Origin of the sequence: Mesorhizobium sp. B2-3-7 (assembly GCF_006442695.1) — a bacterium.
Classification (GTDB): Bacteria; Pseudomonadota; Alphaproteobacteria; order Rhizobiales; family Rhizobiaceae; genus Mesorhizobium.
In genome coordinates this window covers 135,129-156,996 of the sequence record NZ_VFVV01000003.1, presented here as the reverse complement: position 1 = coordinate 156,996, position 21,868 = coordinate 135,129, and the positions used below count along the sequence as shown (strand labels likewise).

22 protein-coding genes and 1 tRNA gene are annotated in these 21,868 nt (G+C 62.3%); 8 read left to right on the top strand and 15 right to left on the bottom strand.

Translation table 11 applies throughout. The features are described from left to right. Nucleotides 1-6: 6 nt before the first annotated feature. The 6 genes from FJ940_RS07550 to FJ940_RS07525 form a co-directional block, all read right to left on the bottom strand. Complete coding sequence (locus FJ940_RS07550; protein WP_140656010.1) at nucleotides 7-3,774, bottom strand: vitamin B12-dependent ribonucleotide reductase; 3,768 nt, start codon at nucleotides 3,772-3,774, stop codon at nucleotides 7-9. Nucleotides 3,775-4,438: 664 nt separating this feature from the next. Then, complete coding sequence (locus tag FJ940_RS07545; RefSeq protein ID WP_140493741.1) at nucleotides 4,439-4,750, bottom strand: PilZ domain-containing protein; 312 nt, start codon at nucleotides 4,748-4,750, stop codon at nucleotides 4,439-4,441. A gap of 108 nt (nucleotides 4,751-4,858) precedes the next feature. Continuing rightward, on the bottom strand, nucleotides 4,859-5,347 hold the full coding sequence (locus FJ940_RS07540) for an NUDIX hydrolase (protein ID WP_140493739.1): 489 nt from the start codon (nucleotides 5,345-5,347) through the stop codon (nucleotides 4,859-4,861). Between the two features lie 209 nt (nucleotides 5,348-5,556). Beyond that, on the bottom strand, nucleotides 5,557-6,057 hold the full coding sequence (gpt, locus tag FJ940_RS07535) for a xanthine phosphoribosyltransferase (protein ID WP_140493737.1): 501 nt from the start codon (nucleotides 6,055-6,057) through the stop codon (nucleotides 5,557-5,559). A gap of 113 nt (nucleotides 6,058-6,170) precedes the next feature. Next, nucleotides 6,171-7,004, bottom strand: a complete 834-nt coding sequence (locus tag FJ940_RS07530) for a universal stress protein (RefSeq protein WP_140656007.1) — start codon at nucleotides 7,002-7,004, stop codon at nucleotides 6,171-6,173. Nucleotides 7,005-7,085: 81 nt separating this feature from the next. Further along, entirely contained in the window at nucleotides 7,086-7,829 is a 744-nt protein-coding gene (locus FJ940_RS07525) for a competence/damage-inducible protein A (protein WP_140656004.1), read from the bottom strand. A 174-nt stretch (nucleotides 7,830-8,003) separates the two neighbouring features. On the opposite strand from FJ940_RS07525, the gene wrbA reads away from it, so the two are divergent. Beyond that, nucleotides 8,004-8,603 (top strand): NAD(P)H:quinone oxidoreductase type IV, encoded by a 600-nt coding sequence (gene wrbA, locus FJ940_RS07520; protein WP_140656001.1) that lies wholly within the window; start codon nucleotides 8,004-8,006, stop codon nucleotides 8,601-8,603. Nucleotides 8,604-8,774: 171 nt separating this feature from the next. Further along, entirely contained in the window at nucleotides 8,775-9,071 is a 297-nt protein-coding gene (locus FJ940_RS07515) for a hypothetical protein (protein ID WP_140655998.1), read from the top strand. Between the two features lie 107 nt (nucleotides 9,072-9,178). On the opposite strand, the gene FJ940_RS07510 is transcribed toward FJ940_RS07515, so the two are convergent. From FJ940_RS07510 to FJ940_RS07500, 3 genes are all read right to left on the bottom strand, one after another. Then, entirely contained in the window at nucleotides 9,179-9,418 is a 240-nt protein-coding gene (locus tag FJ940_RS07510; protein ID WP_140493732.1) for a DUF2188 domain-containing protein, read from the bottom strand. A 30-nt stretch (nucleotides 9,419-9,448) separates the two neighbouring features. Continuing rightward, nucleotides 9,449-9,727: a DUF982 domain-containing protein gene (locus tag FJ940_RS07505; protein WP_032920128.1), complete on the bottom strand. Its 279-nt coding sequence runs from the start codon at nucleotides 9,725-9,727 to the stop codon at nucleotides 9,449-9,451. A 130-nt stretch (nucleotides 9,728-9,857) separates the two neighbouring features. Next, the gene (locus tag FJ940_RS07500; protein WP_140522087.1) at nucleotides 9,858-10,961 is read right to left on the bottom strand and encodes an NADH:flavin oxidoreductase/NADH oxidase; all 1,104 of its coding nucleotides are present in this window, start codon (nucleotides 10,959-10,961) and stop codon (nucleotides 9,858-9,860) included. 153 nt (nucleotides 10,962-11,114) lie between these two features. On the opposite strand from FJ940_RS07500, the gene FJ940_RS07495 reads away from it, so the two are divergent. Further along, nucleotides 11,115-11,693, top strand: coding sequence for an NUDIX domain-containing protein (locus FJ940_RS07495; protein WP_140522089.1), 579 nt, complete (start codon nucleotides 11,115-11,117; stop codon nucleotides 11,691-11,693). A 135-nt stretch (nucleotides 11,694-11,828) separates the two neighbouring features. Beyond that, nucleotides 11,829-11,914, top strand: a tRNA-Leu gene (locus FJ940_RS07490). A gap of 173 nt (nucleotides 11,915-12,087) precedes the next feature. On the opposite strand, the gene FJ940_RS07485 is transcribed toward FJ940_RS07490, so the two are convergent. Further along, on the bottom strand, nucleotides 12,088-12,387 hold the full coding sequence (locus FJ940_RS07485) for a DUF1236 domain-containing protein (RefSeq protein ID WP_140493726.1): 300 nt from the start codon (nucleotides 12,385-12,387) through the stop codon (nucleotides 12,088-12,090). Between the two features lie 480 nt (nucleotides 12,388-12,867). Here FJ940_RS07485 and FJ940_RS07480 point away from each other — a divergent pair, with 480 nt between their 5' ends. After that, on the top strand, nucleotides 12,868-13,104 hold the full coding sequence (locus FJ940_RS07480) for a hypothetical protein (RefSeq protein WP_140655995.1): 237 nt from the start codon (nucleotides 12,868-12,870) through the stop codon (nucleotides 13,102-13,104). A 177-nt stretch (nucleotides 13,105-13,281) separates the two neighbouring features. Here the strand turns inward: FJ940_RS07480 and FJ940_RS07475 are convergent, their stop codons facing one another. After that, on the bottom strand, nucleotides 13,282-13,572 hold the full coding sequence (locus FJ940_RS07475; protein ID WP_140493723.1) for a hypothetical protein: 291 nt from the start codon (nucleotides 13,570-13,572) through the stop codon (nucleotides 13,282-13,284). Nucleotides 13,573-14,231: 659 nt separating this feature from the next. Further along, nucleotides 14,232-14,897 carry an outer membrane protein gene (locus tag FJ940_RS07470; protein ID WP_140655992.1) on the bottom strand — a complete coding sequence of 222 codons (666 nt, stop codon included), beginning with the start codon at nucleotides 14,895-14,897 and terminating at the stop codon, nucleotides 14,232-14,234. Between the two features lie 185 nt (nucleotides 14,898-15,082). On the opposite strand from FJ940_RS07470, the gene ade reads away from it, so the two are divergent. Continuing rightward, a complete protein-coding gene (gene ade, locus FJ940_RS07465) occupies nucleotides 15,083-16,894 on the top strand; it encodes an adenine deaminase (RefSeq protein WP_140564641.1) in 1,812 nt (603 codons plus the stop codon). A gap of 21 nt (nucleotides 16,895-16,915) precedes the next feature. Here the strand turns inward: ade and FJ940_RS07460 are convergent, their stop codons facing one another. Together FJ940_RS07460 and FJ940_RS07455 are read right to left on the bottom strand one after the other, a co-directional pair. Then, nucleotides 16,916-18,076, bottom strand: coding sequence for an alpha/beta hydrolase (locus FJ940_RS07460; protein ID WP_140564639.1), 1,161 nt, complete (start codon nucleotides 18,074-18,076; stop codon nucleotides 16,916-16,918). A gap of 142 nt (nucleotides 18,077-18,218) precedes the next feature. Beyond that, complete coding sequence (locus FJ940_RS07455; protein WP_140493715.1) at nucleotides 18,219-19,292, bottom strand: alpha/beta hydrolase; 1,074 nt, start codon at nucleotides 19,290-19,292, stop codon at nucleotides 18,219-18,221. Nucleotides 19,293-19,699: 407 nt separating this feature from the next. Between FJ940_RS07455 and ilvA the strand changes: the two genes are divergently transcribed. Next, nucleotides 19,700-20,956, top strand: coding sequence for a threonine ammonia-lyase IlvA (ilvA, locus tag FJ940_RS07450; protein ID WP_140493713.1), 1,257 nt, complete (start codon nucleotides 19,700-19,702; stop codon nucleotides 20,954-20,956). Then, a complete protein-coding gene (locus FJ940_RS07445; RefSeq protein ID WP_140561013.1) occupies nucleotides 20,953-21,507 on the top strand; it encodes a DUF1697 domain-containing protein in 555 nt (184 codons plus the stop codon). Before ilvA ends, FJ940_RS07445 begins: the two co-directional genes overlap by 4 nt. Before the next feature lie 31 nt (nucleotides 21,508-21,538). Here the strand turns inward: FJ940_RS07445 and FJ940_RS07440 are convergent, their stop codons facing one another. After that, nucleotides 21,539-21,832 (bottom strand): DUF2218 domain-containing protein, encoded by a 294-nt coding sequence (locus FJ940_RS07440; protein ID WP_140655990.1) that lies wholly within the window; start codon nucleotides 21,830-21,832, stop codon nucleotides 21,539-21,541. Nucleotides 21,833-21,868 lie beyond the last annotated feature (36 nt).

Sequence of the window (21,868 nt, the reverse complement as noted above, 5' to 3'; positions counted from 1 at the left end):
CAGCTCTCAGCTGCACCCGCTCGTGCTTCCACACGTATCGCACTTCTCGCAGGTGCCGTTCCGCACCATGGTGAAGTTGTGGCATTCCGAGCATTCGTTGCCGGTGTAGCCCTGCATCAGCGATTGCTGGCGCCGGGTGGCGGCAAGCGCCTTGGCTTCCGCGGCCTCATGCGCGGCGGTGTCGGTGAACAGCCCCTCGACGCCGGAGGCTTCGGCTTCCTCGTAGACGATGTCCTCGACCAGTTCCCTGGCGCGTTCCTCATAGTCGCGCTTGTAGGCGATGGCCTCGTCGCTCGCCGGCTTCAGCGCCAGCACGTTGGAGCCGGAGAAGGCCGTCGGCGCCACGCGGGCAGGGGCCGTTGCCGGGCCAGAACCGCCAAATCCCTTGGGCTCGGCACCCGACACCAGCTTGACCGGCGAGGCACCGCGATAGAGTCCCTTGGAGAAGGGCGTGGCCTTGCCTTCGGTGATGCCGCGGCCGAGTGCCGTCTTGTCGAAATCCGACTGGTCGACATGGGCGAGGTCGTGGCGGTTGAGATAGGACACGGCAAGTTCGCGGAACACGTAATCGAGGATCGACGTGGCGTTCTTGATCGCGTCATTGCCCTGCACCATGCCGGCCGGCTCGAACTTGGTGAAGGTGAAGGCTTCGACAAATTCCTCGAGCGGCACGCCATATTGCAGGCCGAGCGAGATGGCGATGGCAAAATTGTTCATCATCGCCCGGAAGGCCGCGCCTTCCTTGTGCATGTCGATGAAGATCTCGCCGAGACGCCCGTCGTCGAACTCGCCGGTGCGCAGGTAGACCTTGTGGCCGCCGACGACCGCCTTCTGCGTATACCCCTTGCGGCGGTTCGGCAGTTTTTCGCGGTCGCGGTAGAGACGCTCCACGACGCGCTCGACGATCTTTTCGGTGACCTGCACCGCACGCTGCGCGGCGGGCGCGGCGACCAGTTGTTCGATTGCCTCGTCCTCGTCCTCCTCGCCATCGGCGAGCAGCGAGGCATTGAGCGGCTGCGACAGCTTCGAGCCGTCGCGGTAGAGCGCGTTGGCCTTCAGCGCCAGCTTCCACGACAGCATGTAGGCGCTCTTGGCGTCCTCCACCGTGGCGTCGTTCGGCATGTTGATGGTCTTGGAAATGGCGCCGGAAATGAAGGGCTGTGCCGCCGCCATCATCTGGATGTGGCTATTGATCGACAGCGAGCGCTTGCCGATCTTGCCGCAGGGGCTAGCGCAGTCGAACACGGGCAGGTGTTCGGCCTTGAGGAAGGGCGCTCCCTCAAGCGTCATCGCACCGCAGACATGGATGTTGGCGGCTTCGATGTCCTTCCTGGAGAAGCCCAGCGCCGGCAGCATCTCGAACGAGAAGTCGTTGAGCTGCTCGTCGGTGAAGCCAAAGGTCTCCTTCACCCAGTCGGCGCCCAGCGTCCACTGGTTGAAGACGAACTTGATGTCGAAGGCCGACTTCAGCGCGGCATTCAGCGCCGCGATCTTGTCGTCGGTGAAGCCCTTGGCCTTGAGCGAGCCGGGGTTAATGCCGGGCGCCTGGTTGAGATTGCCGTGGCCGACGGCGTAGGCCTCGATCTCGGCGATCTGGCTTTCCGAATAGCCCAGCGTGCGCAGCGCTTCCGGCACGGCGCGGTTGATGATCTTGAAGTAGCCGCCGCCGGCGAGCTTCTTGAACTTCACCAGCGCGAAGTCGGGTTCGATGCCTGTGGTGTCGCAATCCATGACCAGCCCAATCGTGCCGGTCGGCGCAATCACGGTCGCCTGCGCGTTGCGATAGCCGTGCTCCTCGCCGAGTTCGATGGCGCGGTCCCAGGCAGCCTTGGCGTGCGTCGCCAACTCCTGCTGTTTGAGGTCGGAAGCGACCAGCGGCACCGGGTTGACGGCCAGCTTCTCGTAGCCGTCCTTGTCGCCATAGGCGGCGCGGCGATGATTGCGCATGACGCGCAGCATGTTCTGCGCATTGCGGTCGTAATCGGGGAAGGCGCCGAGCTCGGACGCCATCTCGGCCGAGGTGGCGTAGGCGGTGCCGGTCATGACGGCGGTGAGCGCGGCGCAGATGGCGCGGCCCTCATCGGAATCGTAGGGAATGCCCGAGGTCATCAACAGGCCGCCGATGTTGGCATAGCCGAGGCCAAGCGTGCGGTAGTCGTAGGAGAGCTTGGCGATCTCCTTCGAGGGGAACTGCGCCATCATGACCGAGATTTCCAGCACGATGGTCCACAGCCTGACCGTATGCTCATAGGCAGCGATGTCGATCGTGCCGTCGGCATTGCGGTAGGGGAGCAGATTGATCGAGGCGAGATTGCAGGCCGTGTCGTCGAGGAACATGTATTCCGAGCACGGGTTGGAGGCCCGGATCGCACCGGCGGAGGCGCAGGTGTGCCAGTCGTTCATCGTCGTGTTGAAGTGCAGGCCCGGATCGGCGGATGCCCAGGCGGCGTAGCCGATCTTTTCCCAGAGATCCCTGGCCCTCAGCGTCTTCAGCACCTTGCCGTCCTTGCGGGCGGTGAGATGCCAGTCGGCATCATCCTCGACGGCGCGCAGGAAATTGTCCTTCAGCGACACCGAATTGTTGGAATTCTGGCCGGAGACGGTGAGGTAGGCGTCGGAATCCCAATCGGTGTCGTAGGTCTTGAACGACATCGAGGTGTAGCCCTGCTTGGCGAACTGGATGACGCGGTAGATGTAGTTCTCCGGCACCGCGTCCTTCTTGGCCGCCTTGATCTCGCGCTTCAGCGCCGTGTTGATGGCGGGGTCGAAGCAGTCGTCGTCATGGCCTTCGCAGTTGACGCAGGCCTTCATGATCGCTTCGAGATGCTTCTTGACGATCTTGGAGCCGGTCACCAGCGAGGCGACCTTCTGCTCTTCATTGACCTTCCAGTCGATGAATTCCTCGATGTCGGGGTGATCGGCGTCGACGATGACCATCTTGGCGGCGCGGCGCGTCGTGCCGCCCGACTTGATGGCGCCCGCAGCGCGGTCGCCGATCTTGAGGAAGCTCATCAGGCCGGACGAACGGCCGCCGCCGGACAGCTTTTCGCCCTCGCCGCGCAGCAGCGAGAAATTGGAGCCGGTGCCCGAGCCGTATTTGAACAGGCGCGCCTCGCGCACCCACAGATCCATGATGCCGCCCTCATTGACGAGGTCGTCCTGCACGCCCTGGATGAAGCAGGCATGCGGCTGCGGGTGCTCGTAGGAGGATTTCGACTTGGTCAGCTTGCCGGTGAACGGGTCGACATAGAAGTGGCCCTGGCTCGGGCCGTCTATGCCATAGGCCCAGTGCAGGCCGGTGTTGAACCATTGCGGCGAGTTCGGCGCCACGCGCTGGGTGGCAAGCATGTAGGCAAGCTCGTCGCGGAAGGCGCGCGCGTCTTCCTCCGACTTGAAATAGCCGCCCTTCCAGCCCCAATAGGTCCAGGTGCCGGCCAACCGGTCGAAGACCTGGCGGGCGTCGATCTCGGACCCGTAGCGCTCGGCTTCCGGCAGCTTGGCAAGTTCGGCCTCGTCGGCGACGGAGCGCCACAGGAAGGAGGGAACATCGTTCTCCTCGACCTTCTTCAGCCGCGCGGGGACGCCAGCCTTGCGGAAATATTTCTGCGCCAGGATGTCGGCGGCGACCTGGGAGAATTGCGCCGGCACGTCGATATTGTCCAAGCGGAACACCACCGAGCCATCCGGATTCTTGATCTCGGAGAGCGCCTTGCGGAATTCGATCTCCGCGTAAGCCGATTGTCCCTGCCTGGTGAAACGACGCTCGATGCGCATTGTCCGGTCCCTTTTGTCTATATATAGCGCTTTCGTCAGGAGATTTCTGCTCCCAATGCGAAACGCGCATGTCCGCCGTCTGCCGGCGTTCGAAAACGGCCGGCTCTCCATTTTCGCGGTCTTCGTCCGCCTTGCTGGTCAAACTTCTTGCGAAGCGCCTGTCCAACTCACCGACGAACCCGCGGGTCCCTCAAAACTGATTTTTTCCGATTCCCTCACTCGAGGGAAATTCACATTATCTAGCGTCGAACCTGCCTGCAAACACTAAATATAGTGTTAACAGACAATTTATTCCAGTCCGACAATTCTCCCTTTTATCGCCCACGCCCCCGCAATCCCAACGCTTCCGCCAGCCTCGTAAACAGGCGGAAATGTGGGGAAAAACGCACATAATCCGGGAAAAAGACCGGGCTCAGAACTTTCCGGTCGCGCTCTCAACAGGAGCGCATGGCCTATAAAAGGCGACTCGTTTTGCGCCGTCAAGGATTCGTTTGCGTAGCTTTTGTGACCTCAACATCTTGTGTGTCACACATGTGGATAACGGGGATAGAATGGAGCTGCCGCGGTAGCCCCCGGCCGAGGGGACAAAGACGCGCTTGTCAGGCTTCGCGACGGCTCCGGGGCGTGATGCAGGCAGACCATCTGGCGCATCCGGCGTCGCGGATCAGCCGTAATGCGTCCTGGGCTTCGGCTCGGTTCCGGTGAAGTGCACCCCGATCCGGCCGTTGCGGCGCCAGCGGACCTCGCATCGATAGCCGATGCCGTCGACGGGCACATAGAGAAGGAAATGATCCGGAATCGTCGCTTCGGGCGGAACCTTGAGTTCGGCGCCACCTTCATTTTGATTGCGCAGCGTGCAGCCAACTTCCGAATTCGAGATGCCCGTGATGATCGTGCCGCCCTTGAGCACGCGCTGGCGATGCTCGCGCTTGTGCTCGTCGGATCGCTCTGGATTGGGATTTGCGGGATTTGTCATCGGTAAAACGCCAGGATCGGATCAGATCCTATTACGTCTTCATTAGAAAAGCATTCACGCCGCAGGCGCCCCCGTCCGAGCTGCTTGGTGGCGCGGCCGGTCCCGGGTTCAGGCAAACCGGCGCGGGTCGGCGCAGAAATAGGCGATGATCTGGCAAAGATCCGGTTCGTTGACCATGCGCACCGCTTCGCTCGAACTGACCCATTTGCGGGTGCGGGAGCGTTTTTCCTTCCAATGGTCGGCGACCTTGTCGACATGCAGCGGGAACACCAATACCTCGCATGGCACTTCCTCGCCGGAGGCCAGGGCCTTGGCGTAGAAGTAGCGGCCGGCCTCGAGATGCGAGATCGTCCCGCGCAGTCCGGCTTCCTCGACAGCCTCGCGCGCCGCGGCTTCGCAAAGCGGCTCCCTGGCTTCAGGCCAGCCCTTCGGAAGCACCCAGCGGCCGGTATCGCGGCTGGTAATCAGCATGATCTCGACGCTGTTTCCGGTTTCGCGCCAGGGCAGGGCGGCTACCTGCAGACGGCACGGCGCGGTGCCGAAGAGTCGCCGGACCCTTTCGGCCAGATGGTTGTGCGTCGTTGGCCTCGTCAGCATCGGAGAAGCTAGCCCCAGCCTCCAGAATCGTTTGCCGTCTCACGAATCTTACGGCCAATTGTCGGCAATAAAAGTAAAAACTTTCATCAGGATGGCCGATTTTCGCCAATAGACGCCGATTTCCGCGCGCCAGCCAGCCTCGCGAGACCCTTTGCCTAGTGGATGAGACTTCCCTGCGGCTCGATTTGCAGCAGGTTGCTTGCCGCGAATCAGCCGGCGTGATCGTCGGCGATCGGCTTCTGGTAGGTGAAGCCCATGTCCCAGGGAAAATAGATCCAGGTATCCTGACTGACCTCGGTGACGAAAGTATCGACCAGCGGCCGCCCCTTCGGTTTGGCGTAGACGGTGGCGAAATGCGCCTTCGGCATCATGGCGCGCACGATGCCAGCCGTCTTGCCGGTGTCGGTCAGGTCGTCGATAATCAGCACGCCCGCGCCGTCGTCGGCAAGCAGGGCCGGCGTGACCTCCTTCAGCACCTGCAGCTGACCCTGGCTGCTGTAGTCATGATAGGAGGCGACGCAGACCGTCTCGATAACGCGTATGCCAAGCTCCCGCGAGATGATCGCCGCCGGCACGAGGCCGCCGCGCGTGATGCAGACGATCGCTTTCCATTGCGCCTTGTTGGTGCCGGCAAGCCGCCAGGCGAGCGCGCGCGCATCGCGGTGGAACTGGTCCCAGGAGACGGGAAAGGCTTTTTCGGGAAGGGACATCTTTCGCGCACTCCGCAGCACGCGCGGTCGCGCGCAGAAAACAGGGGAATGCGCGCGGAAGTAACTGGAAAACCTCGCGCTTGGCAAGAGCGGCCGCAAACGACACTGTGAACTTACCGCGACAGGAAAGCCGCCACCGGCGCGGTGCGCAGCACGGAGCGCGTCACTCCGCCGAACAGGAGCTGGCGCAGCCACGAGTGGCTGTAGGCGCCAAGCACCAGCAAATCGGCGCCGGTCTCCGCGATCCTGGTCTGGATCACCTCGTCGACCGAGGTGCCGCCCGATCTCTGCACCGAGACACTCACGCTGGCGCCATGACGCGACAAGGCGGAAGCGATTTCCGCTCCGGCGGCCTCGGGGCATTCATCGAGCGTGTCCGGCGGATCGATGACCAGAATGTCGGTTTTGTCGGCCTCGATGATGAAGGGCAGCGCATCGAAGGCGGCGCGTGCGGCCTCCTTGCTGCCGTTCCAGGCAAGCAGCACACGCTTGAAGGTGGTGATCAGTGGACCCAGGTGCGGCACTACCAGCACCGGCCGTCCGGCGTCGTAGACCAGTGTGTCGACGTCGGCGCTCGCATCGCCGCCCGTCTCGCGCTGCGCGGCGATGATCAGGTCGGCGGCACGCACGCTTGAAATGCCGGTCAGGGCGCTGTCGCCGGAAAAACTCTCCAGGCTGTGCCATTCGAAGGACAGGCCGGAATTCTCGATATGCCTGAGAAACGCGGCCCGCAGCTTTTCGGCCCGTTCGCGGTTCATGTCGGCCGAAACCTGCAGGAACTCGGTGTCGGGAAAGCCGGTGGCCGACGTGTAGGGCACCGGAAGCGCTTCGGCGTGGATGCCGATCAGATGGCTCTGGAAGCGGCCGGCAAGCGGAATGGCGAAGTCGAGCACGCGCTCCGCGTCCTGCTCGTTCTGCAGAATGGCGACGATGGTCTTGAAGCGCATGGTGATCCCCTCATTTTGCGAGCGATCCGCCCGCGGCAAGGAAACGTCGCCGCGTTGTGCTTGGTTCCGGCCTGGACCGGATCAGCTCGCGCTGCTGGCAAAGCCGGCCACCATCGCCTCGACATCGGCGCGCGCAGCGTCCAGGGCCTGCTGGCTGCGGGCACGGACCACCAGTTCGGTCCAGAACTTGCCGTCGCCGTATTTCGGATAGGAGCCGATGATCGTGTCCGGATGCGCTTTCTGGATCTCGCCCAGCGGCCCGCCGACGAGACCTTCGCCGAACGGGCAATGCACCGCTGCCGACAGCATTTTCGTGCCGGCTTTCAGCGTCGGCACGACATTGTCGAGCATGGCCTGGAAGATCGAGGGCACGCCCGCCATCACGTGGACATTTCCGATGCGGAATCCGGGCGCGACCGACACCGGATTGTCGATATGGTCGGCGCCGCGCGGCATTCGGGCCATGCGCTTGCGGGCATCGGTGTATTCGATGCCGCGAGCGGCATAGCTTGCTTCCAGCAGGGCATAGGCCTTGGCATCGTATTCGCACGGCACGCCGAAGGCCTTGGCAATCGAATCGGCTGTGATGTCGTCATGGGTCGGGCCGATGCCGCCGGTTGTGAACACATAGGTATAGCGAGCCCGCACCGCATTTACCGCGGCGACAATCTCGTCTTCCTCATCGGGAACGATGCGCACCTCTTTCAGGTCGATGCCGATGGCCGTCATGATGTCAGCCAGATGGCCGATATTCCTGTCCTTGGTGCGGCCGGACAGGATCTCATCGCCGATGACGAGCATGGCGGCGGTAACGATTTCGGACATCGATGGCTCCGGCAAAAACGGGTCGCCTGAAATAGCGCGGCACGCGGCCAGCGGCAATGCCATCCGACCGGTGAACAAACTGTGCCCGCATACGCGGTATTCCCCGAATATTGGCGCCCTAAGTACCCTGGCGTGGCTGGGGCGGGCGAGGATCATCACGTCAAGGAGACGCAAATGGCCAAAGTACTTGTTCTCTACTATTCGAGCTGGGGTCACATGGAGCAGATGGCCAAGGCCGCAGCCGAAGGCGCTCGCGAAGCCGGTGCCGAGGTGACCATCAAGCGCGTCGCCGAACTCGTGCCCGAAGCGGTCGCCAAGGCCGCCCACTACAAGCTCGGCCAGGAAGCGGCGATCGCCAGCCCGCTGGAACTGAGCGACTATGACGCGATCATCGTCGGCGCCTCGACGCGTTACGGAATGATGTGCGCGCAACTGAAGAACTTCTTCGACCAGACCGGCCCGCTATGGGTCAAGGGCGCGCTGATCAACAAGATCGGCTCGGTGATGTCTTCGACCGCGACCCAGCACGGCGGCGCGGAACTGGCGCTGATCAGCACCCAGGCCATGCTTCAGCACCACGGCATGATCATCGTTCCCCTGTCCTATGCCTATCAGGCTCAGATGGGCAACGATGTCGTGCGTGGGGGGGCGCCCTACGGCATGACCACCACAAGCGACAGCGACGGTTCGCGCCAGCCTTCGGCGCAGGAACTCGAAGGCGCGAAGTTCCAGGGCGCGCGCGTCGCCGAAATCGCCGCGAAGCTGCACGGCTGATCGTTGTGCCGCCGGTGCCTGCCGGCGTTGCTCCTGCTGGCGATGCTTGTGGTCCACGCCGTGGATCGTCGCTTCACCGACGCTTCACAACGAATTCAAGGAACCATTCGGCTGATGACTGGTTTGCCCCGTGTCGCACCCAAGGCGACGAAGACAAAACGGAGTGATCCAATGTACAAAAAACTTTTCGCGGCATTCGTTCTGACGGCCGGTCTTGCCACATCGGCGATGGCGCAGTCGACTGACGGCAGGTATTACAACCATGACAGTTGGTGGAACAATTGGTCGCTGTTCGGCAATGAGGATTCATCAGCCATCGACCAGAGCACCACCGGGAGCATCAACGCATACGGCTCCGGGTTGAGCACCCAAGGCAATACCGGTGGGATGGGCCCATGTGCTCACAACACTCCAGGTCCGGACGCCAATGCTCGAGGCAACGTCAATGACCAGTACTGCGGCAAATAATCAGCCGTAAGCTCCCTGCTGACCGTAGGACGTTTTCTCTCCCGACGTCCGCGGTCGGCGCTCCGGGGCGGCCGGCCTTTGGGGCGATCGGGCTTTGGGCTGAAAGATCAGTCGGAAACCTCGGTCTGCGGCCGGTCGCGTCCATCAGCCAGTTCCTCATGCCATTTGCCGTCGGCATCCTCGTACTGGATGCCGTCCGTCGACCCCGCGACCTGCTGCTCGGCTGAAGCGATCTCGGCGGCCCGCAACGCGTCCTGATGCGTGGGAAACGTCTCCGAGAAGGTCGCTCCGACCTTGTAGGCCCAGCCGCCGTCATGCTCGACTATCTTGTAAGTCAGCTTCGCCATCAAAAACCTCCGGTTTAAAGGTCCGTCCGCTCAATGCAGGCGGTCGTCGGACAGCTTGTCGTCTGGCACCAGCACTTCCGATTCCCTGGCGGCTTCGATAAGGGCCCGGCGCGCATCCGCTGTCGAACGATAACCTTCCAGCACTTTGAGGCAAGTGTCGAGAGCATCACGATGACGGGGGCCGCGATTGAGCGGCCAAACCGTCATCAGGCACTCCGCCGCCTCTTGGGTACTGCGGATGTGGCGATATTTGCCGACATGGCCGAGTTCGACCACGACCGGTGTTTCAAAAGGCTTGTTGTCCATCATGGCCGCAACGCAAAGCAGTCAATTTGGTTGCAACCGTGTCCTCAGCCTGCGCCCAAACGTCCCAGACCTCCTTGGAAGCTCCATTGCGCGGTCGTTCGACGACGCGTTCCGCCCTTCTCGGAAGGGTCGCTCAGCCCGCCGCCTTCATCCAGTGCTGCATCGTCGTCACCGAGCGCGCGAGCTGCGGCGCGGGATGGATCGTCTCGCTGAACGTGGCGGCCGCTCGCCACCCCCAGCGCGGGTCGGCGAGGAAGGCGCGCGCCAGCGCAACCATGTCGGCGCGGCCTTCGGCGATGATCGCCTCTGCCTGCTTGGGATCGTCGATCAGACCGACCGCGCGGGTAGGGATGCCGGCGCCCCTGCGCACGGCTTCCGCCAGATGCACCTGATAGCCGGGGCCGGAGGGCAGTTTCTGCAAGGGCGAATTGCCGCCGCTCGAGCAACAGAGATAAGCGACGCCTTCGGCCTTCAGCGCTTTCGCCACTTCGATCGCATCCTCGACGTCGAAACCGCCATCGACCCAATCCTTGACCGACAGCCGGGCGCCCAGCATCAGGTTTGGCGCTGCCTTTTTTACCGCCTTGGCGATCTCGACGACAAGACGCATGCGGTTTTCCAGCGAGCCGCCCCAGCGGTCCGTGCGTTGGTTGGAGAGCGGCGACAGGAACTGGAAGATCAGATAGCCGTGCGCCGCGTGCAGCTCGATGAAGTCGAAGCCCGCGCGTTCGGCCCGCCTCGCCGCCTCGGCGAACCGCTCGATGAGCTGGAGGATCTCCTCTTCCTCCAGCGCTCGCGGCACGTTCCAGCCGGTATCGTAGGCGATTGCCGAGGCCGAGACGGTCTGCCAAGGATCCTCGTTCGGCTGCAGCGGTCCGCCCCCCTCCCAAGGCTTGCGGTTCGAGGCCTTGCGGCCGGCATGGGCAAGCTGAGTGCCGAATTTGGTGCCGGGTGCGGCCACGCGCCTTGCTGCGTCCAGGGCGCGGCGCGCAGCGGCTTCATTGTCTTCGGAATAGAGGCCGAGGCAGCCATGGCTGATGCGGCCACGCCGCTCGACATCGGTCATCTCGACCGTGACCATGCCGGCGCCGGACATTGCCAGGTTCATCCAGTGGTGGAGATGCCAGTCGCTCGCCGAGCCGTCCTCGGCCGAATACTGGCACATCGGCGCGACGGCGATGCGGTTGGGAAAGCTCAAGCCATCGAGCGTGATCGGCTGGAAAAGCGATGTGGTCATGAACGAAACTCCGGGAATAGGATGCGCTATTTAGGCGATCGATCGCCGCCATGCCACACACGAGAGAGTGAAATGCTTACTGGACCAACCGCTGCCCCGATTGCGTGAACGCCGATTCGCGGCTACGCCTCCCGGGCAACGTGGAGGCAGCCGATGGAAGATCGTATCCGCATCCGTTCTGAAGAAATCCTATCCGACGACTGGGCGATTCTGAAGAAGACCGTCCTCGACTACCGTCGCCGCGACGGACAATGGGAGACACAAATCCGCCAGACTTACGATCGCGGCGATGGCGCGGTGATCCTGCCCTATGATCCCCAGCGTTCAACCGTGCTCCTGGTGCGCCAGTTCCGCTATCCCGCCTATGTCACCGGCCACCGCGAACCGCTGGTCGAGGCCTGCGCGGGACTGCTCGACGAAAACGATCCGGAGACCTGCATCCGCAAGGAGGCGGAGGAAGAGCTCGGCTATCGGCTGAACCATGTGGAGCGGCTGTTTTCGCCCTATATGAGCCCGGGCAGCGTCACCGAGCGGCTCTGGTTCTTCACCGCCCTCTATTCGCCCGCCGACCGCATTTCGGCCGGTGGCGGCGCAGCGGACGAAGGCGAGGACATCGAGGTGCTGGAAATGCCGCTCGACGAGGCTCTGGCCGGCATTGCCGATGGCCGCATCATCGACGCCAAGACCATCATCCTGATCCAGCATCTGAAGCTCCATCCGATCGCTGTTTGACCGATACCGGTCGCCCCTGCGGGACGAAGAATCGGTGCGGGGCGAATGAAAACGAACGTGTTTTGCACAACGCTTTTTTGGGACTGCATGGGCCCCGATTGACGAGATCGCCTAGGTAGTTGAAACGAAAGGCGCGCGGACGTGGCGGAATTGGTAGACGCAAGGGACTTAAAATCCCTCGATCTCTGATCGTACGGGTTCGATTCCCGTCGTCCGCACCACCTTAACTCTACTTCAATGCTCTGCAGAGCCTAGCCGCCACCAACGGGTGCCACCCGGGTCTCTTAGCGGCGGCTCGGCGACCGTGCGCCGAGGCGCGCCGTCGGCTATGGGCCCTCGGCGAACGTTGCCACGATCCGCCGACCTGAAACGACGGATCGTGGCGTTCAAGCGCTCACTGGATAATCTTTACGATCTTGCGTGTGCCGGGATCCACGACGACGGTGTGATTGTCCACGACGACGTAGCGATATTTGACGTTGGGAATTTCATGAAGCTCGACCGTGTCGGGCAGGGCGGTCCCGACGTTGAGCTCGACGCCGGGAATCTTGACTGAGGCCAGAGGCTGTTTCTTTACGTATTCTTGTATGACGGTTTCGTCCTGCGGCTGAATGACCACATCCTGTGCGGCGGCGGCACCGATGCCGGCAAGCAGCAGGAATCCCGCTACGACGGTTGTAAGATCGGTTCTCATTGTTGCTTCCTTTCTCTCTCGTTGGGCTTGACGCGAAGCGCGGTGGCGCCCGAAGGATTGCCAGGGTTGGCAAGGGCTCCCAATGCTGGCCATCGATCAGGGGAACCATCGTTCGATGGCCTGTCAGGCAATCGCTCTTAGACGCGTGAGTTCCAAACAACCGTGGGTTTGGGCCTTTTGCGCGCCACGATCTGACTTTGGTCGCATGTTCAATAGGACCCAAGCCCTAGCAGTGGAACCGCCGGTAGGAAGCGTGCGTTGCGTTTGCTAATGATCTTCAACTGGAGGCCGATCATGGCAGCCGGGCCCGCTGTGGTAAATTCTGGCGGCAGCGCTGCCGTGGCCATTGTTCTGGCAGGCGGAAAAAATATTCGGCGTCAAGATTGACGCTCCCAAAGCCAAAGTGCCGTCCGCATCGGCGAATCCGGCAGCTCCGTCGAACGGTGGCTGATGTCAATCCGACGCTTCGTGAGGCAAAGCATGACCCCTGGTTCCATCAAAACTGATGGCCGTGACCGTGTCACAATCCCCGACAACGACAATCACATGGCTGGCGTCGACAACAAGCCGCTCTTGAAAAGTATCCAGAGCGACGATTTTGCTGACGCGCTTTGCGCGAGAGCCGAGCGGTTCGCGACCAAGGTGGTCGTGGCAATGGCGATTTGTTTGACATCGACACTGATCGCCGGCGTTTATTTTTTACTGGCGCCCTCTTGAGGGACCAGAAGCTCAAGCTGGAGAGCACGACCGGCCTCTCATACCCGGGCTGCGATTAAGCACTCATTTTCAACAGGGAAGACCCGCCTGGCTTCCTCCACTTCCCTTGTTGTCAGTCCGCCGCTCGCGGGCACGGCCCGGCAGGGTTGGCGATCAGCCGGGCCGGATTGCACAATATTAGTCGTTGCTGTCGTAGATCACCACTGGGTGATGCCGGTGGTGACGGCGTTCAGTTGAGCCCGTTATGACGACGGTGTCGCGGCGATGATGCCGGCGACCTTGGTCATAGAAGGCCACCGTGCCATGGCGCCGATGATGGAGGCGCTGGCCCTGATCGTTGATCACTGCCAGGTGACGGTGATGATGGCGATGGGTTTTGATGACGACGTCGGCTTCTGCCGCCGAAGCGACAACCGGCATTGCAACGAAAACGAGCGCCATGGCACTTGTCAGAAAAATCGCTTTCATAAGTGTTTCTCCATTCCAGATCCCTCGGGGGTAGTTTCACGACAGCTCAAGCCGCACGAGATCTCGATTTGAGCTTTCTGCCTGCGAACTGAGCAGGGGGTTGAGGGTGCAAATGATTGTAACCCTGCTCTCGTGGGCACATGAAGGACCATTGCTGCACCCGTTCAACAAATGGAAGGAATGCGAGTACGTTCCTTGCAGGAGAGCTGATCGGACCTCTGCTGTAGGTATTCGGACCAAGGTCTTGCTGATGTTCTTGGACCTTCGTCCGCACTTGCGGTTCGATGGCTCTTTTCTCGATGCAATTCTTTGAGTGTTCACTGCGCGATCGGGCGCGGGTACTGCGATGGCGGACGCGCGCCTGCGTGCGAGGGCAGGATCATAAACGGCACGCGGCATCAAGTGCTGCGCCGGTGACGTTCAGACAAGCGGGCATGGTGATACTGGTGCGATCACGCAATTCCGCGCGCCGCAGGCAATGATACGGTGTCTGCGCGGCGGATCTGATCCGTCGAGGCCGGCGTCTACCAGGCCCAACCCATCCCCCCGCCCACTGGGGACGCCGGCCCCTCAGTCCTTGGAATTGCCTTAGAATTGCCGTCACGGACCATGCGAGATCGAGCATGATCCTGCCCGGTGACCGGGCGCGGTGATGGGGCTCAGAACTTGTAGCTCAGATTGATGCCGACCGTATTCAGCTTCACATTCTGGTCGCGATCGAGAAAATCGTCCGGCGCATCAAAATGCTCCTTGCTGAAATCATAGTAGCGATACTGCGCCCCGACGACGAACCTGTCGGTCAGCGCATAGTCGACGCCGGCCCCAACCGTCCAGCCTATGCTGGTTCGCGTGTTGTCGAACGAGGTACCGGCATCTTGGGAGGTTTCGATGCCGGCAAAGGCGACGCCGCCGATGCCGTAGATCAGGAACCGATCCATCGCATAGCCGGCCTTGGCATTGATGGAACCGAACCACTTGACATCCGTGCCGAGCAGATTTCCCGCACCCAGTTCTTCGGCGCCCTTTGCCGAGGAATAGTTAAGCTCTGCTTCGGCGCCGAGCACAGCCTGGTCGAATTGCCACAGACCGGCGACATGGCCACCGACGAAACCGCCGTCGAGGTCTGGCGAGGCGGCAAACGGCTCGCCCTCGGTTCCCGAGATATCGGAACTGCCCCAGCCATAACCGCCTTGCAGGCCGGCATAGTAGCCGGTCCAGTCGAAACCGGGCGCGGTCATCGGCACATCGGCCACAGGTTCGGCTGCGAAAGCCGGTGCGGCCAGAGCGGCAAGAAAACCGACAGTTGCAAGCATTGGGCGACGCATCGAACTGCCCGAACGAAGAGCTGGAAGATCCTGGCAGGCACGGTAACCCGATTTGCGGCAAAACGGAATCGCATTTCTGTGCGGCCGATTTACGCTCTCCGTCGGTCTTGGAACAATCGGGAGAAAGTGTGAGGCTGGTCAAAACCGTGGCGGCTTGGCACAGTCGGGCAAACAGGAGTCGCTTCATGGCGAACACGCCGTCGGGCAGCAAACCCAGACCATGGACTGAAATGGCAACGCATCTGGTCGATGTCGCCATGGGCAGGAAACCCGCCGATCTCGTCATCCGCAACGGGCGCTGGGTCAATGTTCACTCCGGCGAGATCGTAGCCGGCACCGACATCGCTATTGCCGGCGGCCGCTTCGCCTATTGCGGTCCGAACGCCGGCCATGCCATCGGGCAGGGCACCAAGGTGGTCGATGCCGGCGGGCGCTATCTGGTGCCCGGCCTTTGCGACGCGCACATGCATGTCGAGAGCGGCATGGTGACGGTGACCGAATTCTGCCGCGCGGTGATCCCGCATGGCACGACTTCGATGTTCATCGATCCGCACGAGATCGCCAATGTGCTCGGCCTGCCCGGCGTGCGGCTGATGCATGACGAGGCCGTCGCCATGCCGATCAACGTGCATGTCCAAATGCCGTCCTGCGTGCCGTCGGCCCCCGGGCTCGAACATGCCGGCGCCGAACTGACGGTCGCCGACGTCGCCGAGGCGATGGGCTGGGAAAATATCATCGGGCTGGGCGAGGTGATGAATTTCCCTGGCGTCGCCGCCAACGATCCTGTGATGTCGGGCGAGATCGCCGCGACCGTGAAAGCCGGCAAGACCGTCGGCGGGCACTATGCCTCGCGCGATCTCGGCTTGCCGTTCCATGGCTATGTCGCCGGCGGCCCGGAGGACGACCATGAGGGCACGCGCGCCGAAGATGCCATCGCCCGCGTGCGCCAGGGTATGAAGGCGATGCTTCGGCTGGGCTCGGCCTGGTACGACGTCGCCTCGCAGATCAAGGCGGTTACCGAGGGCGGCATCGATCCGCGCAATTTCATCCTGTGCACCGACGACAGCCATTCCGGCACCTTGGTTCACCAGGGGCATATGGACCGCGTGGTCCGCCACGCCATCAGCCAGGGCTTGAAACCGGTGACCGCGATCCAGATGGCGACGCTCAACACCGCTCAGCATTTCCGGCTGGAGCGCGAGATCGGATCGATCGCGCCGGGGCGGCTGGCTGACCTTTTAATCGTCTCGGATCTCGCCGAAATGACCATCGACGAGGTCTATGCGCGTGGCGTCAGGCTGGCCAAGGCCGGCAAGCTCGACATCGACATTCCGGTCTACGACTATCCCAAGGCGGCGAAGAACACCGTCAAGCTCGGCAAGAAGCTGAAGGCCCACGATTTCGACATCACGGCACCCAAGGGCGCGAACGAAGTCCGGGTCCGGGTCATCGGGGTCATCGAAAATCAGGCACCGACGCGGGCGCTGGAAGCGGATCTCGCCGTCGAGGACGGGCTGGTCGCCATGGATCGCCGCAACGACGTCTGCCAGATCGCGCTGGTCGAGCGTCACAAGGGTACCGGCGGCGTCACCAATGCCTTTGTCTCCGGCTTCGGCTACATCGGCGATTGCGCGATGGCGTCGAGCGTGGCGCATGATGCCCACCACATCATCGTCGTTGGCACCAACAAGCGGGATATGGCGCTTGCGGTCAACCGACTGGGCGAGGTCGGTGGCGGCGTCGTGCTGTTTTCCAAGGGTAAGGAACTGGCACTGGTCGAAATGCCGATCGCCGGGCTGATGTCGGACGAGCGGGCCGAAATCGTCGCGGCCAAGGCTGACAAACTGACCGAGGCCATGCGCCAGATGGGCTGCTCGCTGAACAACGCCTACATGCAGCACTCGCTGCTGGCGCTGGTCGTCATTCCGGAGCTCAGGATTTCCGATGTCGGCCTGATCGACGTGACGACCTTCCAGAAGGTCGACCTCTTCGTATAAGAGCAGTTGCGGTCGCTTCGCTCATCCGCCGGTGGCGATCGTCAGCACCTTGAACGGCGTGGTGATGACGATCTCGGCAACCGAGCCGACGGCCTTGCCGAGGCCTTGGCCGAGATTGTTGAGCTGCACTGGAGGTTCGTCCGACGCCAGGCCGGCCGGGGCCCGCAGCCGGTCGCCGAGCAACTGAACCAGGATCGGATTGTCGGCGAATTTGGCGTGGTTCAGCCGGTCGCCACCCTTGGTCTGGCTGAGATCGACCACAGACACGCCATAGCTGGCGAGATCGGCCGCGTCGTCATAGTCGCCGACGCGGGGCTTGTCGCCCGAGATCAGGGAAGACAGTTTGAGCGCCCGGTCGTCCGCTGAAAGCAGGATGGCGAACGGTTTGTCCGGCTTGCCGTAGCGGATCATCTGTTTCTTGAACACGTCGACGTCAATGTCGGGCGAGGCCAGGACGACATAACCGAGCTTGCCGTCGAGATCGCGGTCGCCGGTGATGGCAAGCTGGCGCAGCGCCTCCATGGTCACCCATGTTCCCATCGAATGGGCAACGATGTCGATACTCTTGGCCCGCGTCTTGGCCAGCATCCTGAGCGTTGCCTCGAGGTCGTCACGCGCCGCGTTGGCGCTCTCCTTGTCATAGATGTAGCCCGTCGTCTTGCCGCTCGAGGCCCAGGAGAACAGCACCGGCGTGCCCGGATATTTCGTGTCGTGCGCGATCTGCGTCAGCCGGTAGATGCCGTCGTCGAAACCATTGTTGAACCCGTGCACGAAAACCAGCGCACGGTCGCCGCGCATGGCGATGTCGGCACCGACCGCCTTGGCGAATTGCGGCGCATCCGCGTAGAACGCGACATCCCTGGCGGTGAAATCCTTGGCTGGATTGCTGTTGGCAGACCCCCGGACACGCTCGATCATGCCGACCTTGTGACTTTTCGGCACGGTGACGTCGACCCGGGCGAAGCTGGTGGTCAAGGAGCGATCGCCGTCGAACACCTGCCGCGGGTCCTTGGTCGCCTTCTGGCGGGTGGTGGCGACGAATATCTCGTGGGTGGCCGCGATGTCGGACGCGGGTACGGCAACCGTCGTCCTGTTCAGCAGATCGTGCGTGTTTCGGCCGGCGCAGCCTGCGACCAGCAGCGTGAACGCAATGACGACGAAACTCTTCGAATGCACCGTCACACGCCGGCTCCCGCAAAGGAGGACGTCAAACGCGTGACGTCGCTGGATATTTCGATAAGGCCAGAGGCCGGCGCGGTCCAGTTCAAAGTTGGTCGACTCTGTCGCAAGGCCGAGCGGGCCACGCGAACCCGCGGCGATGCATCTATTGGCCGAGCAGGCTGATGCGGTCGGTCACGTCGCGGTCGCTGGCAAATCCATCGTCTTCGCGCAGCCGTTGGCCGATCATCTTCACCAGCGCGGGATTGTCGGCGAATTTCGTATGGTTGAAACTGTCCGCTCCCTTGATCTTGGAGAGGTCGACGACCGTTACGCCGTAGGATGCAAGGTCGGCGGCGTCCTTGTAGTCGCCGACGCGCGGCCGCGCGCCGGCAATCAGACCGGAGAGCCGGAGCGCGCGGTCATCATCGGACAACAACAGGATGAACGGCTTGTTGGGTTTGCCATAGCGGCGCATCTGGCTCTTGAACACGTCGACATCGATGTCGGGCGATGCGAGCACGACGTCGCCGAGCTTGCCGCCGAGATCACGGTCGCCGGTGATGGCGAGCTGGCGCAGCGTCTCCATGGTCACCCAGGTTCCCATTGAATGGGCGACGATGTCGATGCGCCGCGCGCCGGTCTGCGCCAGCATGCGCAACGTCACCTCGAGCTGGTCGCGCGCTGCGCTGGCGCTTTCCTTGTCGTAGACATAGTCGGTGGTCTTGGCGCCGGATGCCCAGGAAAACAGCACGGGTGTGCCGGGATAGCCGGAATCGTGGACGATCTGGGTCAGGCGGTAAACGGCGTCGTCAAAGCCGGTGTTGTAGCCATGGACGAAGACCATGACGCGGTCGCCGCGCGCCGCGATGTCAGCACTTAGCGCATTGGCGAATTTCGGCTGGGTGTCGTAGCCGACGACCTCGGAGGCCATGAAATACTTGGCCGGATCGTTCGACTTGCCGCGCGAGCGGCGTTCGATCTGCCCGGTCTGGTGGATGCCGGGCACGGTGACGTTGACGCGGGCGTAGTTCAGCGTGGCCGATCGCTCGCCGTCGAAGACCTTGTTCGGATCGTCGGATTTCTTGCGCGTGGTGGCGATGAAGATGCTGTGATTGCCGGCGATCTCGGTCACCGGCGCTGCCACGATGGCGCTGCCGAGCAGTTCCTGGGTCTGCTGTCCCGCGCAGCCCGCGACAAGCAAGGCTAGGCCAATGGCAAAAATCGTCTTCAACGGCACGTCTGAAATTCCACTCCGGCCCGAAAAGGCCAATCGCCTCCGCAAGTCTCCCCCGACAGCGCAAGTGCGGCGGAAGTAAGTCGTGCCCAGCCGAAAAGCGGTCGGCGTCTCGCGACCGCCGCCGCAGTGTTGCACGAAAGCCAGACTGCATCAGGGCGGGCCCTTTCGGGGCTTGGCACCCGCATGAATTTCAAGAATTACATTAACAATCGCCTCCAACTAACGGCAAATGCGTCACTAAATGCCGACCGCTTGGGAACATGAGTGACGGGGCAATGGTTTCACGGGGTCGCCTGTGCAATAGACGGAATCGGGTTGCTTGGCGGCAAGGCTCGCGACAAAAGGGCGTTCCGCAGCCAATCGATGATAGACGTTTTCAAACGACATGCGTTCAAGGTGGCTTTCCGATGACCAGCTTCTCTTCCCGTGTTGCCACCGCTGCTTCCGCGATCCGCCGGATCTTTCCGGAAACGCCGCTGCAGGAGAACGACTATCTGTCGAAGAAGACCGGCGCGCGGGTGCTTTTGAAGCGCGAGGACCTGAGCCCGGTGCGCTCCTACAAGATCCGCGGCGCCTTCAACTTCTTCCGCAAGGCACTTGGCGAAGGCAATCAGGCCGAACTGTTCGTCTGCGCTTCCGCCGGCAATCATGCGCAGGGTTTCGCCTTCGTCTGCCGTCATTTCGGTAAAAAGGGCGTTGTATTCATGCCGGTGACGACGCCGCAGCAGAAGATCGACAAGACGCGGCTGTTCGGCGGCGACTTCGTCGAGATCAGGCTCGTCGGCGATTTCTTCGACGATTGCTATCGCGCCGCCATCGAATTCACCGAAAGCGCCGGCGCTCATATGGTGCCGCCCTTCGACCACAAGGACATCATCGAGGGACAGGCGACGGTCGCCTATGAGATCGCCCACCAGATGCCCGGCGCGGGCATGCCCGACATCGTCATGCTGCCGGTCGGCGGCGGAGGTCTGGCCGCGGGGGTGACGCACTACTTCGCCGATCAGGGGCGTGAGGCGCGCTTCGTCTTTTGCGAACCGGCAGGGGCGCCAAGCCTGCGCGAGAGCCTTGCGGCGGGAAAACGGCTCAAACTCGCCAAGGTCGATAATTTCGTCGACGGCGCGGCGGTCGCCGAGATCGGCCGTGAGCCCCTGCGTCACCTCAAGGACTTCGCCGCCGACACGGTGCGGTTGATCCCGGAAAACCGGCTCTGCGCGACCATGATCGAGATGCTCAATGTCGAGGGCGTGGTGCTGGAGCCGGCCGGCGCGCTGGCTATCGATGCGCTGAAGGATTTTTCCAGGAAGGAAATCCGCGGCAAGACCATCGTGGCCGTGGTTTCGGGCGGCAATTTCGATTTCGAACGGCTGCCGGACGTCAAGGAACGGGCACTGCGCTTCGAGGGCCTGAAGAAATACTTCATCATCCGCTTTCCGCAGCGGCCGGGCGCGCTGCGCGACTTCCTTGAAATGCTGGGGCCTGACGACGACATCGCCCGGTTCGAATATCTGAAGAAGTCGGCACGCAATTTCGGCTCGGTTCTGATCGGCATCGAAACCAAGGATCGCCGCAATTTCGACCTGCTGAAAGCGAATTTCGAGGCCGAAGGCGTCCAGTATCAGGATATCACCGACAACGAGACATTGGCCGGGTTCATCATATGAGCGGAAACGTCTTCATCGCCCTGTTTTCAGGCATCAATGTCGGCGGCAACCGCATCGTCAGGATGGCCGAGTTGCGGGCGTTCTTCGAGGATCTCGGGTTTTGCGATGTCGCTACCTACGTGCAGAGCGGCAACGCGGTGTTCCGGGCGAAGGAGGGAGACGCCGCCACGCTAACCAAACAGATCGAAGCGGCTTTCGAGGAGAAATGGGGTTTTCATTCGCGCATCATGGTGCGCGATCTCGGCTGGGTCGAACGGCTGGTCAGGGAAAATCCCTATCCGGAGATTGCCGAGGAGCCGACAAAGCTGCACGCGTATGCGCTGGAGCGCGCGCCTACCGCCGAGGAGGCGGCACGGCTGGCCGAAAGATGTACGGGTCCGGAGCGGTTCGAGATCAAGGGCGACGTGCTTTACCTGCATGCACCCGACGGACTGGGCAAATCGGTGTTTGCCAATCTCATTCCACGCGTACTGAAGGTACCTGGCACTGCGCGCAACTGGCGCTCGGTGCTGGCGCTGCTGGAGATGGCCGGCAAGCCCGGCGGCGGCTGATTAATGCCTGCCGTAATGCGCGGACAAGAGCCTACGCCGCCTCGGCGCGTTTCCAGTCGAACGTCAGCTCCTCGCGAAACGCAAAGCGTTTGATGTGGTCGGCGACGACGCTTTCGAGGCGTTCGATAGAGCCGGGGTCGTCGCTCGATACCGTAATGTGCAGGGCTGCTCCATCGGCATCCATGATGGTGCGGCCGAGCGAAAGGTCGATGGCGCCATGACTGGGATCGAATTCCACGGGGAATTTGTGCGCCCAATGTTTGCACAATTGCTGCAGATAACGGCTTGCATGTGCGGTGGTGACATCGGCATGGCTGATCGTCATGAAGGGATCTCCGAGGGTGAAATGCACGAAACGGCG